The sequence below is a fragment of the Nocardia sp. JW2 genome (assembly GCF_051843015.1).
Taxonomy (GTDB): Bacteria; Actinomycetota; Actinomycetes; order Mycobacteriales; family Mycobacteriaceae; genus Nocardia; species Nocardia coubleae.
This window is the reverse complement of record NZ_JBPXLK010000023.1, coordinates 46401-60170: the sequence shown is the minus strand read 5'-3', so window position 1 is coordinate 60170 and position 13770 is coordinate 46401. Positions and strand designations below refer to the sequence as shown.

Below are 13770 nucleotides of genomic sequence, written 5' to 3'. Positions count from 1 at the left end.
AGGCGCGTCCTAACCAGAGACAGATGATGAGGAGGGGATGATGACCGGGTTTCTCGAGGTCGATATCGACGTGCTCAGTAAAACGGTCCAATCGCTGCGCGGCGCCGAGCAGGTGTTGACAGACGTGACGAAAACCATGGCCAAGGACAGCGGTACCGACCTGGGCACTGCGGCGCTCAACGATGCTGCCGACAGTTTCCAACGACGTTGGCAGTTCGGCATCGAAAGAATCAGTGAATCAGCTCGTACAACGGCCGATGGTGTAGCACAGTGCCTGACTGCCTACCAGGACCTCGACAAGCAGCTCGCGGCCTTGCTCGACCTCTATGGCGTAGAAAGCGGTCCGCACACGGCCGCCCCCGGTGAGGAGGGGAGGTGAGCCCCCAAAACCCCTACCCGAACCTAGGTTTCGACCCCGCGCCCGGATCGGCGTCCCAAGTGGCGGCGCTCGGCACCAAGGTGAAGACGGCCGCCGACGCGGTCACCGAAATGAGTATCCTCCTCTACCGATTGCGCAACAGCAATGACGATGTATGGAAGGGCGAGGCGGGGAATGCCTTTCGCGAGAACCTGGACGCGACGCTCGTCCAAGACCTGACCTACGCCAAGAACTCTCTCGAGGGTGCCACCACGGTGATCCAAACCTGGCACGGCAACCTCGTCAGTTTCCAAGACACCGCTAAAGGACTCGAAGCGGAAGCTGCCGCTGCCCGAGCCACTCACACTCAGGCAGTGACGGCGCTGCAACAAGCCAAGTCCAACCCTGACCTCGGTCTGGCAAATCAGAGTTTCACCGACGCGAGCGCCTTGGCTGCCGCGCAGGCTCGTCTCGATGCTGCGACCAGCAAAGTCACGGCTGCTACCACTGCGGTCAACAACGCGCAGAGCGCGATCGACGCGATCATCGCCCGCGCGAAGGATCTGCAAACCACTCACACCTCGGTATCCGCGACAGCAGCCGGCGAGCTCGACGCGGCTGCAGCCAATTTCGCACCCAGTGAGCCCGACAAGGGCATCTGGGACTCGTTTGTGGACTGGCTGACCGAGAATCAGGAGGTCATTCACGACGCCCTGGCGGCGACATCTGCAATCAGTGGGATGCTGGCCTTGGTCACGCCACCGCCGTTCAGCATCGCGTTGGGTGCAGTCGCACTGGTCAGCGGGCTCGGAGCGTTGGGGATGAACGCATTGGACCCCGAGGTCAGAGACGCCGTGGGCGACATCGCGAACGGCGATTTCAACAAGGAGGCGATAACAAAGCTCGGCACCACGGTAGGAGTTGACACACTGTCGATTCTTCCCGGCGTCGGCGGCGTCGTGAAGGGATCGAAAGTGCTCTTCTCCGAAGCCGATACGGCCCTTTCGGTGGCGAATGTGGCAGCGGATTCGGCAGGCACCTCCTCGAAGTTCAGCCAAGTCATGACCGCATTCGGCGAAGGTGCCCAAAGCCCAGGGTTGACATCGAAAGTGTTGGACTCGCTTGGCTCAGTGGGTTCCAGACTCCCCTCGAACATCGGCGTCGAGACGGCGGGCATCCTTCAGGACATCAGCCAAGCAAGCAGGCACGCGCCCAGTGTCGGAACGACGATCGGCGGAGTCGAGATGGTGTCGAGAGCTGGAAAAGCTGGTCTCGGCCTCACCACAGCAGGTGACTTGATAAGCAGGCTGTACGCCGATGAGTGATCAACCGATATCCATCGAGATCCCCGAGGGCTATACGGCCATACCACTGAGCGATGTAGTCGATAATGCCGAGGTTTTGCGCGATGTCGGCGGCAATGCGGCTCGGTCTCATTTCGGTGGGTTGCTACCCACTATCGCCACGCTCCTGGAGTCGCTTGTTGCGAACGGCACCCGGTACTTCGGGTTCGGTGCCCATCTTCTCCCAGACGGTCTTCCCCTGTACTCGTGTCTGACCATCTCGGTAACGAACAGTCCTGGAGGCCCACGTAATCCACGTCTCGTGCTCTCCGATCTGGTTCGAGCCAGAAGCGCAGAAAACAGCCTCGAGCAGGTGGCATTGGTCGAGACCGAATCGCATCCCGTCATGTTCAGCGAGAAGATGGGGCACGTGGTGCCGCGCCGAGCTGGGCAAGAACAGACAACCCCAGCCGTATACCAGCTACAGGCGGTGGTTCCGTCGGACGACGGAACGTCGCTGGTCGCGATCGAGCTCTCCTCGGCAGATGCCGAACGCGCGGTCGCTTGCAGGAAAATGATTGCCGATATGGCCCGGACAGTGGTCTTCCGGACACCGGAAGCGTTCTCCCTGAATATGTGACAGAAATGCGGGCATCTACATTGACACCAATTCCTGGACCTGCGAGCCAGGTACCAGCCACACGGGCCGCGCTGATCTCGGTCACCGCTCGTTGGTGGCTGCTGCTACTTGTTGTCCTCGGCTGTATACCGCTCCTGTGGTGGATGATTCACGCAGGCGGACCCGACAGCGAGTTCGGTCGTGCAGTAGGTGGACTGGTCGTGTTCGGGGCGTTCTTCCTGGTCATCTGTGGTGGGCCGGTGGCGGCCACCGGAGTGTGGATTGCCCACCGCCGACTCCAGATGCTGCGCCTGCCATGGGTCTGTTGGCCTGTCGAGTACGTGCGTACCGGCAACAGCGAACACATGAGGTTGCTCGACCAGGACGGTCAGGTAGTACAGACCCATCTCCTGAACAGCTGGACGGCACTGCGCCGCCATTACTTCGACGAAACGACTACACAGGTGTGGTTCGCCGGTGATCCATTGCGGCGCGGTGTCTTCTCACGTCCCGGCGGCGCCGATCTCAGCTATTGCTGGGCAGTTGCACCGCCGACCAGCCCACGTGCGGCTACCTCACAGGGCGATCTGGGCGCACCCGCCGCGCCACACCCTCCGATGCTGCGCCGAACTCTCGCTTACGTACTCGATGTCGTACTCCACCTGGCAGCGGCACTCACGCTCACCATACTGACCCACCACTCCTCGTGGAACAATGCCGATTCGAGCCAGCTCGACATTCACGTGGGTGCCGTGTTGCTGTTCTTCCTGCTGATCTCGTTCCTCGACCGCGTTGTCCTGCAAGGGGTAGTGCACACCACTGTCGGCAAAGCGCCGTTCGGGCTGGTCATCATCGATCGGGATACGGGACGGCCTCCCCGAATGCGGTGGCTACTCGCGTGTTGGTTGGTCGGGGGACTCATGCCGTTGCTGGTCGTCGGAAACAGTCCTGTGCCTGAGAAGCCCGCGCGGTATCTACTTCCCGCGGTCCGGCGAAAGGACATGTAGGGCACCGCCGAGGCCGAGAACAGGACGCTCGGTCACGATTCTCCTCGATGACGACATATCAACGTCTCGTTGGAAGGTTCAACACCCCACCGTGGGGATCCTGGATCCGGGAATCACATTGACGTTGTGACCGGAAAACGCCCTCGCCGACCGGGTGGTCTGCGAGGGCGTTCGAGGTGTCCGGGGATCAGCCGAGGAGGCGCCAGTCTTCCAGGCCCTGGTAGAGCGGGACGCTCTGGGCGAGCTTGGAGACGCGACCACGCAGGGTCTCGGTGTCGGAGGTGCCTGCGAGGGCGGCGGCGATGATGTCGGCAACCTCGGTGAACTCGGTGTCGCCGAAGCCGCGGGTGGCCAGGGCGGCGGTGCCGATGCGCAGGCCGGAGGTGACCATCGGGGGGCGCGGGTCGAAGGGGACCGCGTTGCGGTTGACGGTGATGCCGACCTCGTGCAGGAGGTCCTCGGCCTGCTGGCCGTCGAGTTCGGAGTTGCGCAGGTCGACCAGGACCAGGTGCACGTCGGTGCCGCCGGTGAGGACCGAGACGCCCTTGTCCTTGACGTCGGCGCCGGTGAGGCGCTCGGCGAGGATGCGGGCACCCGAGAGGGTGCGGACCTGGCGGTCCTTGAACTCCTCGGTCGCGGCGATCTTGAAGGCAGCGGCCTTGGCGGCGATCACGTGCATGAGCGGGCCGCCCTGCTGACCGGGGAACACCGCGGAGTTGAGCTTCTTGGCGAACTCCTGCTTGGCCAGGATCAGGCCGGAGCGGGGGCCGCCGAGGGTCTTGTGCACGGTGGAGGACACCACGTCGGCGTACGGCACCGGCGAGGGGTGCAGACCGGCGGCGACCAGGCCGGCGAAGTGCGCCATGTCGACCCACAGGTAGGCGCCGACCTCGTCGGCGATCTCGCGGAACTTCGCGAAGTCCTGGTGACGCGGGTAGGCCGACCAACCGGCCACGATCACCTTCGGCTTGGCGGCCTTGGCGATGTCGCGGACCTCGTCCATGTCGATACGGTGATCTTCCTTGGACACACCGTAGGAGTGGACGTCGTAGAGCTTGCCCGAGAAGTTCAGGCGCATGCCGTGGGTGAGGTGACCGCCGTGCGCGAGGTCGAGGCCGAGCAGGGTCTCGCCGGGGTTCATCAGCGCCATCAGCACCGCGGCGTTGGCCTGGGCGCCGGAATGCGGCTGTACGTTGGCGAACTCGGCGCCGAAGAGTTCCTTGGCACGGTCGCGGGCCAGGGTCTCCACCACGTCGACGGCCTCACAGCCACCGTAGTAGCGGCGGCCCGGGTAGCCCTCGGCGTACTTGTTGGTGAGCACGGAACCCTGCGCCTGCAGGACCGCGCGCGGCACGAAGTTCTCCGAGGCGATCATCTCGAGGGTGTCGCGTTCGCGGGCGAGCTCGCCCGCCATCGCGGCGGCCAACTCGGGATCGAGCTCACCGAGAGACTGGGTATTCACCGAAGCGGTCGTCTGCGTCACGACCCTCAGTCTATGGGCCGGGTGCGCACGCCCCGGCACGGGGATAGCGCAACGGCGCCGCGCCCGCCACCCGGGAGACGCGGCTCACACCGCGCTGACCAGGTTCGATAGCCGTCGAACAGGCTTTTCCGCCGTAACGCACGCGGTTCGGGTGACCGATGACACAGGTATGAACTTCGCACCTGTAGGCCCGATCGAGGCACTGCTGCTCGCGGTTCACCAGCTGGTCTGCACCCTGACCGGCGGCACGAACTGTGTGATCTACACCTAGAGAGGCCAGCCATGAACACTCTGCCCGTCACCCCGGCCGTCGCGCCGTCGAACCCGGTCGAGGCCCTCCTGTTGTACCTGGGCTACCTCATCTGTTCACTGACGAATCCCGGCGGTTGCGCCGTCATCCAGTAGGCGCCGGATCGCCCCCGGTGTGAGTGGTTCGTCCAGCAGGCGACCGAACCGTTCGATGCGGTCCTGGGCGTCGACCGCACCGTCGAGCCAGCCGCCGAGCAGGCGGTAGCCCTCCACATAGGTGCTGATGTAGGCGCGCCACAGCGGCGAGGACAGGAACCGCAACGACTGACGGGCCCGCTCGGGCGTCGCCAGACTCCACCGCTGCAGGAACTGCGCCACCTCGTCGTGGCTGCGGTGCTTGTCGTGCAGCAGTAGCGCCGCGTCCTGGCGCACGCTGAGCAGTTTCGCCGACGCGGCCGAGAACCGTTCGGCGCGTTCGCCGTCGAAACGCAGTCCCAGGTCGGCGTAGATCTCCTGCGCCCACACACCCCAGCCGGGCCCGACGATCGACTGCAGCGCGAGGTCGGCCAGGCCCTCGGCCATCAGGCACTGCGGGGTGTTGACCAGGAACAGCGTCTGCTCGTCCTCGCCCGCCGCGACCAGCCCGGCCTCTTTGCGGCAGTGCTCGGTGTGATGCCCGGGGTAGGACTCGTGGGCGATGAGCGCGGGCAGGTGCGCCATGTGCTGTTTGAGGTCGGAGTTGATGGCCACCGTCGAGCGGTAGTTGCCGAGGTAGTAGTTGAAACCGGACCACGGTTTGTCGCCGACCACCTCGTAGGTGACGTGTTCGTGGTCGGGCAGCGGATACCGCGCGCGGACCCGTTCGCGCAGGGCGCTGGAGAACGCTTCCACGCATTCGGGCAGCCGTTCGGGCGGGATCTCGTCGCCGCGCCGGTAGGCGGCGACCCGCTCGGCCAGCGGTCCGTCGCCGCCGAGCACCTCGTCCATCTGCCGGTGCGCCTCGCGGTAGTCGTCGGGGTCGCCCGGTGTGATGTCGACGTCGAAGTACGCGCGGACCTCGTCGACGAAACCGATCTCCTCACCCGCGAACTTGCGCGCCGAACATTCCATCGCCACCAGGTGGGCGTCGAGGAACTCGGTGCGCTGGGGGGAGAGCCCGGCATCGGGCAGGGCCGCGCGCAGGTCGGCGGCGCGCCGGACCAGGTCGGCGGGTACGGGCGCGGCGGCGTTGTCGATCTCGCGGCGCAGCGCTGGATCGCCGGTGTAGGCGTCGACGAAGCCGGATTCGAGCCGATCGAAAGCCAGTCCGAGCCGCAGGTATTCGGTGACGAACGGATGAGACCCCATGCGCCCGACCTTACGTGGTGAATTCGAAAAGCGGGCCCTACCTCGCGGTTGTTACTAGTTACCGACGGGTAGCCAAACCCCCCGTTGCGCACGGACGACCGACACGGAGCACAATCGCCGCATGCGGTCAGAGTTATCCCGGATCTCACCGAACGGGCAGCCCAGCTGTGCGTGTTTGCCCGAACGGAGCGTCGGGTAAGTGGCACGGATGAGCGAGCCGAGCCCGTACGTGGAGTTCGACCGGAAGCAGTGGCGCACCCTGCGCAAGTCGACTCCCCTGGTCTTGACCGAGGAGGAATTGACCGGACTACGCGGCCTCGGCGAGCAGATCGACCTCGAGGAAGTCGCCGAGGTGTACCTGCCGCTCGCCCGTCTGATCCACCTGCAGGTCGCCGCACGTCAGCGACTGTTCGCCGCGACCGCCACGTTCCTCGGCGAGAAGCACCCCGACAAGCAGGTGCCGTTCGTGATCGGGGTCGCCGGCAGCGTGGCGGTCGGCAAGTCGACCACCGCGCGCGTGCTGCAGGCGCTGCTGTCGCGCTGGGATCACCACCCGCGCGTCGACCTGGTGACCACCGACGGATTCCTCTATCCCACAGCCGAACTCACCCGCCGCGGCATCATGCACCGCAAGGGTTTCCCGGAGAGCTACGACCGGCGCAAACTGCTGCGCTTCGTCACCGAGGTGAAATCGGGCGCCGAAGAGGTGTGCGCGCCGGTGTACTCGCACATCTCCTACGACATCGTGCCCGACGAGAAGCACTGCGTGCGCCAGCCCGACATCCTCATCGTCGAGGGCCTCAACGTGCTGCAGACCGGCCCGCGCCTGATGGTCTCGGACCTGTTCGACTTCTCCATCTACGTCGACGCGCGGATCGAGGACATCGAGAACTGGTACGTGCAGCGCTTTCTGGCCCTGCGCAAGACCGGCTTCGCCGACCCGAACGCCCACTTCCACCACTACGCCGGCTTCAGCGACGAACAGGCCACCGCGGCCGCGCGCGACATCTGGAACTCCACCAACCGGCCCAACCTCGTCGACAACATCCTGCCGACCCGTCCCCGCGCGACCCTGGTGTTGCGCAAGGACTCCGACCACACCATCAACCGGCTGCGTCTGCGCAAGCTCTAGATCGGTGACCCGAGCGACACCACCTCGGTCGCCAGTTCCGAACGCGCACCGCCCTTTTCGACGACGAGCACGCCCTGCGGGGTGTCCCGCGCCGCGAGCGGCTCACCGCCGACCACCTGGATGACGGTCTGCTCGGAGCGGGCGAGCATGTCGATCACCGGTTGCTCGGCGACCGGCGCCCAGCCCTGGGCGGCCGAACGCAAGCGGTCGACCGTGCTGGTGGCCCCGGCCACGTCGGCCCACTTGCGCACCGCGACGCTGATGACATTGTCGCCGCTCCAGCGCGGGTTGTAGACCGTCGAGCACTCGCCGGGGACCGAGGGCAGGTCCGAGACGGCGTTGCTTCGCACGTCGATGGTCGCGACGAAACCGATGCCGCAGGAGGAACTGCGCGCGGTGGTGCCCGCGAGCACGAAGGTGTGCCCGTCGGGTCCGGCGGCGGCCGAGAGCTCGGAGTCGATGCCGGGTACCCGGCCCAGCGGCAGGATGGCGTCCGAGCCGATCGCGTAGAGGTGGTTCTTCTCCCACCACAGCCCACGTGACTCCGACCGTGCCAGCAGCACGTACTCGTCGGTGGCCGCGACCAGGCGGGCGCCGTCCCAGTTGCCACCCGAGAGCGGGCTCGGCGAATCCGGGAGCACGATGTCGCGTTCGGGCTCGGCGGGAGTGGTACCCGCGAGGTCCTGGCTCATGATCTGGCCGGGCTCACGCCACCAGCCGACCACCGCGTCGCGCAGGGCGACCGCGTCGGTGCAGTCGCATTCGGTGCGCGTCACGGAACCGTTGTCCACGCTCAGCGCGACGAGCGTCTTGGACGCCGTCTCCACCGCGAACGCGAACGCACCGTCGCGGGTGAAATTCACCGGCGCCGCCGAATAACCGAAATTGCCCGACGCACGCAGTGTTTCGGCGCCGCGGACGACAACCAGCTCACCTTCGGTTCGATACGCGAACACCCCGGAACGATCCGGCTGCTGATTCGGGGTGATCACCGGCGCGGGCGTGCCCTCGACCCCACACCCGGCTACCAGGCCGACCGCACCGAGCGCCGCGATCCACGCACCTGCACGCGCAACTCCCACCGCTGTCCCCTACCTGTGTCGACGGGTCCGTTCCGGGCAGCAGCCTAGCCCGCGCACCACCGGAACCGGGGCGACTCGTCACAACTTCCAGGCCGCGTCCAACCTGGTCGCCACATCGATATTGCGCACCGCGGCGATCTCGGGCTTGCGGATCTCCTCGGACATGTACCGGGCCACGAACCGGCGGATCTCGTGATCGACACTGGCGAGCACCCGCAGCAACTGCCCGCGCTTGGTGGAACTGGCCACGTTCACCCGCACATCACCCGGACGCGGCTCGGCGATGTCGATGACCACCCGCAGCGGGTCGGCCGTGCGTGCCGTCAGATGCAGGTGCACGGTGCCGTCCACCCGGAACCGCGACCTGTCGACCGCGAGATCGACCACCAGATCCACATGCAACGGGATCGTCAGCTCGAAGGAGATGAAGGCGTCGACGAAACGCAGAATGCGCGGCTGACCGAGCTCCACCTGCGCGGTGACCTTCGCCAACCGGCCCGGCCCCACCCCGATCGGGCCGAAATCGAAAGCGGCACCGGTGAGCTCACCAAACGCGTCCGCGATGCGCTGCTCGGACACGGCGTACTCGAGGAAACGCCTGCCGAACTCCTCATAGCTGATGTAAGACGCCTCATCAGGTTCCACGAACGCGACAGTACGCGAGGACTACGACATCACACCCCGAAGCGACGGTGCCGCGCCGCGTAATCCCGCAGCGCGCGAAGAAAATCGACCCGCCGGAACTCCGGCCAGTACGCCTCGGTGAACCAGATCTCCGAATACGCGCTCTGCCACAACAGGAAACCCGAAAGCCGCTGCTCCCCAGAGGTTCTGATCACCAGATCCGGGTCGGGCTGGCCCGAGGTGTACAGATGCTGGCCGATCGCGTCGACCGTGATCGACTGCACCAGATCCTCACCCGACTCCCCCGCCGCGATCTCCTGACGCACCAGCGAGCGCACCGCGTCGGTGATCTCCTGCCGACCCCCGTACCCCACAGCCACATTCACGTGCACACCGTCGCGCCCGCTCGTGCGCTCGGCCGCCACCCGCAGCCGCTTGGCGATCAACTCGGGGAAACCGGCGAGCGAACCGACGATCCGCACACTCCAGTTCTGCTCCGGCGCCGACAACTCCTCGACCACATCGGTGATCACCTCGAACAGCGTCTCGAGCTCCTCGGGATCGCGGCGCAGGTTCTCCGTCGACAGCAGGTAGACGGTCACCATCTCGATGCCCTCGGCGGCACACCAGCCGACCAGCTCGGCGATCTTCAGCGCACCGACCCGATGACCGTGGCTGACATCGGTGAACCCGTTCTCACGCGCCCAGCGTCGATTCCCGTCGCACATCACCGCCACGTGGCGGGGGTGCTGCTTGTCGGCCAGCTGCTTGGACAGCCTGGCTTCATAGACGCGGTACGGCAACCCTCGCACCCGACCGAAAAACTCCACGCCCGCACCCTACGCCTGGGCCGCCTCCCCGTGACTTTTGCCGGTCGTGGGTGCGGGGTGAGAGGCGTGCCGGGCCGGCGGTGAGGAGGTGCTCCGGTTTTGGGGTGGCTGGGGAGTTACCCATGTTCTTGCGAGATCAGGGGGCGGCTTTCTCGGGATCTGTGAGGTAGGCGCGTAGGAAGGTGTCGGTCGCGGCTTCGGCGACGGCGCGTAGTTCGGTGGGCGGGATCTTGCGTGCGCCCATGTGTGAGCGTGCCTCGAGGGGGCCGGTGAGCAGGGCCAGGTACTGCTCGGCGGCCGTGTCCGGGTCGCAGGCACGCAATCGGCCTGCCAGCGCCAGGCGGGCCAGTCGGTCGGCCAGTGCTTCGCGCAACCGGACCGAGGTGCGCTGCTGCACTTGGAGGGCCAGGTCGGCGAAGTCCTCGACCTGCGCGTAGGCCAGCCGGTGCAGGGACCGGCCGCGCTCGCTCGCGCACACCTGCAGCAGCCGGTACGCCGAGTCGAGGAACGCCTGCCGCGGATCGTCACCGACGTCGCGCAGGCTGTCCACGGCCGCAAGGGTTTCCGCGCTCACCACATCGGCAGCCGTCAGCAGCGCTTCCCGGAACAGGGTGCCCTTGTCGGTGAGGTGGTTGTACACGGTCGGTTTCGCGACACCGGCCTCGTCGGCGATCTCCTGCACACAGGTCTGGGCGTACCCGCGCCGCGCGAAGACCGCGAACGCGGCCGCCAGAATCTGCTGCCGCTTGTCGATACGACCTCGCGCCGGTGCTGCCACTCGTCAAGCCTACCGCCACCGATTGACTCCCCGGTTCAGTCTTGCGGCCTAACTGATCAGTCCTTTAAATTGAACCAGCCAGTTCAATTCAGGAGGATTCATGCTTGTCCACATGCTTCGATTCCGGTTCCGCGACGAGACCACCGAGGAGCAACGCGCCGAAGTGCTCGCCACCATGCGCCGCACCGCTGCCATCGATTCGGTGAGCTTCGCGACCGTCGGCCAGAACCTCGGCAATCCCGCCGCAGGCCTCACCCATGGCTATTGCGTCGGCATCGAAGACCTCGACGCCCTGGAGCGCTACATGCACGATCCGGTCCACCTGGCCGGGGATCCGCTCATCGCGCCGCACTTCGCCGAACTCGTCATCGGCCCCGACTTGTCCGACGACATGAACCCCGAACTCGGCGCCGAGATCATGGCCATGCATGAGCGCAAAGCCGCCATGTACCCCGAGTGGGCCGAATTGATGGCCACCATTCCCGAGGTCCGCTTCGCCTGATCACGCCCCTTCGCGGACTAACCGACCGCCTCACCGCTGGGCCCGGCGGGTGGATTCTGTTTGTGTGGTTGTCGGCACCTTCGACGGTGGTTGGCGGGGGCCTGCCGTACCGTTGGGGGCGTAACTTACGGTTCCGTAGGTTTGACTGGGAGGTGTCGTGGAGGCGGTCGGTAGCGATTCGGGTGTGCCTGTCGCGCTGGTGAAGCCGCGGTTTCGCGGGTGGATTCATACGTGGGCGTTCGGTGTGGCCGTGGTCGCGGTGGCGGCGCTCGCGGTGGCCGGGTTCGCGCGCTCGGCCACGGCCGGGTGGGCGACCGTGGTCTACGGGGTCGCGGTGTGCGGGCTGTTCGGCGTGAGCGCGGTGTATCACCGGGTGACCTGGGCGAGCGTGCGGACCCGGGTGCGGATGAAGCGGCTGGACCACTCGATGATCTTCGTGTTCATCGCGGGCAGTTACACCCCGTTCGCGGTGCTCGGCCTCCCCGACAGCACCGGGCGGACCTTGCTGATCGTGGTGTGGGTGGGAGCGCTCGCGGGAGTCGCCCTCAAGGTGCTGTGGCCGACCGCGCCCAGATGGGTCGGCGTGCCGTTGTATCTGCTGCTCGGGTGGGCCGTGGTGCCGGTCGCGCCGACCCTCCTGCACAACGTGGGGGTGTGGCCGCTGGTGTTGCTCGCCATCGGCGGGGTGATCTACAGCGTGGGAGCCGTGCTGTACGCGACGAAGTGGCCCAATCCGTGGCCGGACTTCGGGCACCACGAGTTCTTCCACGCGGCGACCGTCGTCGCGGCGCTGTGCCACTACATCGCGATCTGGCTCGTCGTGCTCGGCTGAGCGGCGTGCGTGCGCGGTGTCCTCGGCCGCGCCTTCTATGCTGGACAGTTGTGTCGATCATTCGCGCGGCTCGCCCCGCCCCGGCCCCGTCACGGGGTGCGGTAGACGGGTGTGCGCGGTGAACCGGCTGGTCCGCTGGCTGCTGCGGTCGCACTGGGGGCTCGCCCTCGTGGTCATCACCGCCAACTTCGTCGGCGTCGGCGCCATCTTCCTCATCTCCTGGGCCGGTGGCGTGTTCAGCCGGGTCGGCGACGACTGGCACGACGCGGCCTGGCTCATCGCCATCTACCCGGCCTTCGGATTCGCCCTCGGCATCGGCCTCGCGATCTACGACCGCCGAAAACACCTGCGCTGGCTGGACGAAGGACGCAAACCGACACCGGACGAAGCTCGCCAGCTGATCCGGCTGCCCGCCGCGATCACCGTGCGCGCCGTGCTGATCTGGCTGCCCGGCATCATCCTCACCGTGTGGCTGGTCGACCGGTTCACCGACTACCACAACACCACCGTGATCGGGGCGGGGTTCATCCTCGGCGCCCTCGAATCGGCGGGCGTGATCTACCTGATCCTGGACCGGCTGATCCGCCCGACCGTCCCCATCGTCGCCGCTGTCCTCGGACCGACCGTGCATCCGAGTGCCACGGTGCTGGTGCGCGTGCTCGTCACGTGGGCGGTGTCCGGTGCGCTGCCGGGGCTCATCGTCATCGTGGTGCTCAGCGACCGCACCACGCCCGCCAGCGACCGGGTGCGCGCGGCCTGGATGTTCTCGATCGTCGCCCTCGCCGTCGGGATGCTGGCCACCGCGCTGCTCGCGCGCTCGGTCGCGACCCCGATGCGGGCCATGTACCGGGCGCTGGACCGGATCACCCGCGGGGAACTCGATGTGCGGGTGCCCGTCGGCAGCGCGAGTGAGATCGGGCGGCTCGAACACTCCGTCAACGAACTGGCCACCACCCTGCGCGAACAGGCGCACATGGAGGACATGTTCGGCAAGCACGTCGGCTCGACGGTCGCCGAGCGCGCGTTGGCAGGCAGCGCCGACCTCACCGGTGATGTGCGCACGGTGTCGGCGCTGTTCATCGACGTCACCGGTTCGGTGCGGCTGTCGGCCGAGATGGAGCCGGTGGAGTTCGTGCACAAGCTGAACCGGTTGCTGGCCACCGTGGTCGCGGCCACCGAGGACAACGGCGGCCTGGTCAACAAATTCCAGGGCGACGCCGCCCTGTGCATCTTCGGCGCGCCCTCGGCGCTGCGCGACAACGCCACCCCGGCCCTGCGTGCCGCCCGCCGCATCCGCGACGAAGTGGTGGCCACCGGAGAGCTCGACATCGGTATCGGCGTGGCACGGGGCAAGGTGTTCGCGGGTGACGTCGGCTCCGACACCCGCCTCGAGTTCACCGTCATCGGTGACGCCGTCAACGAGGCGGCCCGGCTCACCACCGTCGCCAAGGAAGTGACGCGGCGGGTGCTGGTCAGCGATGACGTGGTGCAGGCGTCCGCACCCGCTGAACGCGCCAAATGGAAGCGGCACAAGGACATTCGGCTGCGCGGCATCCCCGGGCGCACCCGGACCTGGACCGATATCCCACCGAACCGCTGATCGGCGGCACCTGCCGACCAGCCGAATCGCTTGCCCCACAAGGC

The 13770-nt window shown here is 66.7% G+C and carries 14 protein-coding genes; 8 read left to right on the top strand and 6 right to left on the bottom strand.

Features of this window, described 5'->3' with window-relative positions; translation table 11 throughout:
• Positions 1–40: 40 nt before the first annotated feature.
• The 4 genes from ACSVDM_RS25375 to ACSVDM_RS25360 all read left to right on the top strand — a co-directional run bounded on the left by ACSVDM_RS25375 (position 41) and on the right by ACSVDM_RS25360 (position 3267).
• Positions 41–379, top strand: coding sequence for a hypothetical protein (locus tag ACSVDM_RS25375; RefSeq protein ID WP_439268374.1), 339 nt, complete (start codon positions 41–43; stop codon positions 377–379).
• The gene (locus tag ACSVDM_RS25370; RefSeq protein WP_439268373.1) at positions 376–1683 is read left to right on the top strand and encodes a hypothetical protein; all 1308 of its coding nucleotides are present in this window, start codon (positions 376–378) and stop codon (positions 1681–1683) included. Before ACSVDM_RS25375 ends, ACSVDM_RS25370 begins: the two co-directional genes overlap by 4 nt.
• Positions 1676–2281, top strand: a complete 606-nt coding sequence (locus ACSVDM_RS25365; protein ID WP_439268372.1) for a hypothetical protein — start codon at positions 1676–1678, stop codon at positions 2279–2281. The genes ACSVDM_RS25370 and ACSVDM_RS25365 overlap by 8 nt, the downstream gene beginning before the upstream one ends.
• Positions 2282–2424: 143 nt before the next feature.
• Positions 2425–3267 (top strand): RDD family protein, encoded by an 843-nt coding sequence (locus tag ACSVDM_RS25360; protein WP_439268371.1) that lies wholly within the window; start codon positions 2425–2427, stop codon positions 3265–3267.
• Between the two features lie 187 nt (positions 3268–3454).
• On the opposite strand, the gene glyA is transcribed toward ACSVDM_RS25360, so the two are convergent.
• Positions 3455–4750: a serine hydroxymethyltransferase gene (glyA, locus tag ACSVDM_RS25355; RefSeq protein WP_067485658.1), complete on the bottom strand. Its 1296-nt coding sequence runs from the start codon at positions 4748–4750 to the stop codon at positions 3455–3457.
• A gap of 366 nt (positions 4751–5116) precedes the next feature.
• Positions 5117–6346, bottom strand: coding sequence for a DUF885 domain-containing protein (locus tag ACSVDM_RS25350; RefSeq protein WP_439268370.1), 1230 nt, complete (start codon positions 6344–6346; stop codon positions 5117–5119).
• Positions 6347–6545: 199 nt separating this feature from the next.
• On the opposite strand from ACSVDM_RS25350, the gene coaA reads away from it, so the two are divergent.
• Positions 6546–7478 carry a type I pantothenate kinase gene (coaA, locus tag ACSVDM_RS25345; RefSeq protein ID WP_067485654.1) on the top strand — a complete coding sequence of 311 codons (933 nt, stop codon included), beginning with the start codon at positions 6546–6548 and terminating at the stop codon, positions 7476–7478.
• On the opposite strand, the gene ACSVDM_RS25340 is transcribed toward coaA, so the two are convergent.
• The 4 genes from ACSVDM_RS25340 to ACSVDM_RS25325 form a co-directional block, all read right to left on the bottom strand.
• Positions 7475–8560 carry a hypothetical protein gene (locus ACSVDM_RS25340; RefSeq protein WP_439268369.1) on the bottom strand — a complete coding sequence of 362 codons (1086 nt, stop codon included), beginning with the start codon at positions 8558–8560 and terminating at the stop codon, positions 7475–7477. The two genes, coaA and ACSVDM_RS25340, sit on opposite strands and share 4 nt — an antisense overlap.
• Positions 8561–8638: 78 nt before the next feature.
• Complete coding sequence (locus ACSVDM_RS25335; RefSeq protein WP_067637819.1) at positions 8639–9205, bottom strand: hypothetical protein; 567 nt, start codon at positions 9203–9205, stop codon at positions 8639–8641.
• 29 nt (positions 9206–9234) lie between these two features.
• Entirely contained in the window at positions 9235–10014 is a 780-nt protein-coding gene (locus tag ACSVDM_RS25330) for an isoprenyl transferase (RefSeq protein ID WP_067485647.1), read from the bottom strand.
• A 136-nt stretch (positions 10015–10150) separates the two neighbouring features.
• A complete protein-coding gene (locus tag ACSVDM_RS25325; RefSeq protein ID WP_439268368.1) occupies positions 10151–10792 on the bottom strand; it encodes a TetR/AcrR family transcriptional regulator in 642 nt (213 codons plus the stop codon).
• 112 nt (positions 10793–10904) lie between these two features.
• Between ACSVDM_RS25325 and ACSVDM_RS25320 the strand changes: the two genes are divergently transcribed.
• The 3 genes from ACSVDM_RS25320 to ACSVDM_RS25310 all read left to right on the top strand — a co-directional run bounded on the left by ACSVDM_RS25320 (position 10905) and on the right by ACSVDM_RS25310 (position 13726).
• The gene (locus ACSVDM_RS25320; protein WP_439268367.1) at positions 10905–11294 is read left to right on the top strand and encodes a Dabb family protein; all 390 of its coding nucleotides are present in this window, start codon (positions 10905–10907) and stop codon (positions 11292–11294) included.
• 157 nt (positions 11295–11451) lie between these two features.
• On the top strand, positions 11452–12126 hold the full coding sequence (gene trhA / locus ACSVDM_RS25315; RefSeq protein WP_439268366.1) for a PAQR family membrane homeostasis protein TrhA: 675 nt from the start codon (positions 11452–11454) through the stop codon (positions 12124–12126).
• A 118-nt stretch (positions 12127–12244) separates the two neighbouring features.
• A complete protein-coding gene (locus ACSVDM_RS25310) occupies positions 12245–13726 on the top strand; it encodes an adenylate/guanylate cyclase domain-containing protein (RefSeq protein WP_439268365.1) in 1482 nt (493 codons plus the stop codon).
• The last annotated feature ends 44 nt before the right edge of the window (positions 13727–13770 follow it).

What these genes read in the sequence shown, in the direction of transcription:
- ACSVDM_RS25365 (WP_439268372.1), top strand. Translation starts at nt 1,676, where the DNA reads ATGAGTGATCAACCGATATCCATCGAGATCCCCGAGGGCTATACGGCC.
- ACSVDM_RS25375 (WP_439268374.1), top strand. Translation starts at nt 41, where the DNA reads ATGACCGGGTTTCTCGAGGTCGATATCGACGTGCTCAGTAAAACGGTC.
- ACSVDM_RS25360 (WP_439268371.1), top strand. Translation starts at nt 2,425, where the DNA reads ATGATTCACGCAGGCGGACCCGACAGCGAGTTCGGTCGTGCAGTAGGT.
- ACSVDM_RS25350 (WP_439268370.1), bottom strand. Translation starts at nt 6,346, where the DNA reads ATGGGGTCTCATCCGTTCGTCACCGAATACCTGCGGCTCGGACTGGCT.
- ACSVDM_RS25320 (WP_439268367.1), top strand. Translation starts at nt 10,905, where the DNA reads ATGCTTCGATTCCGGTTCCGCGACGAGACCACCGAGGAGCAACGCGCC.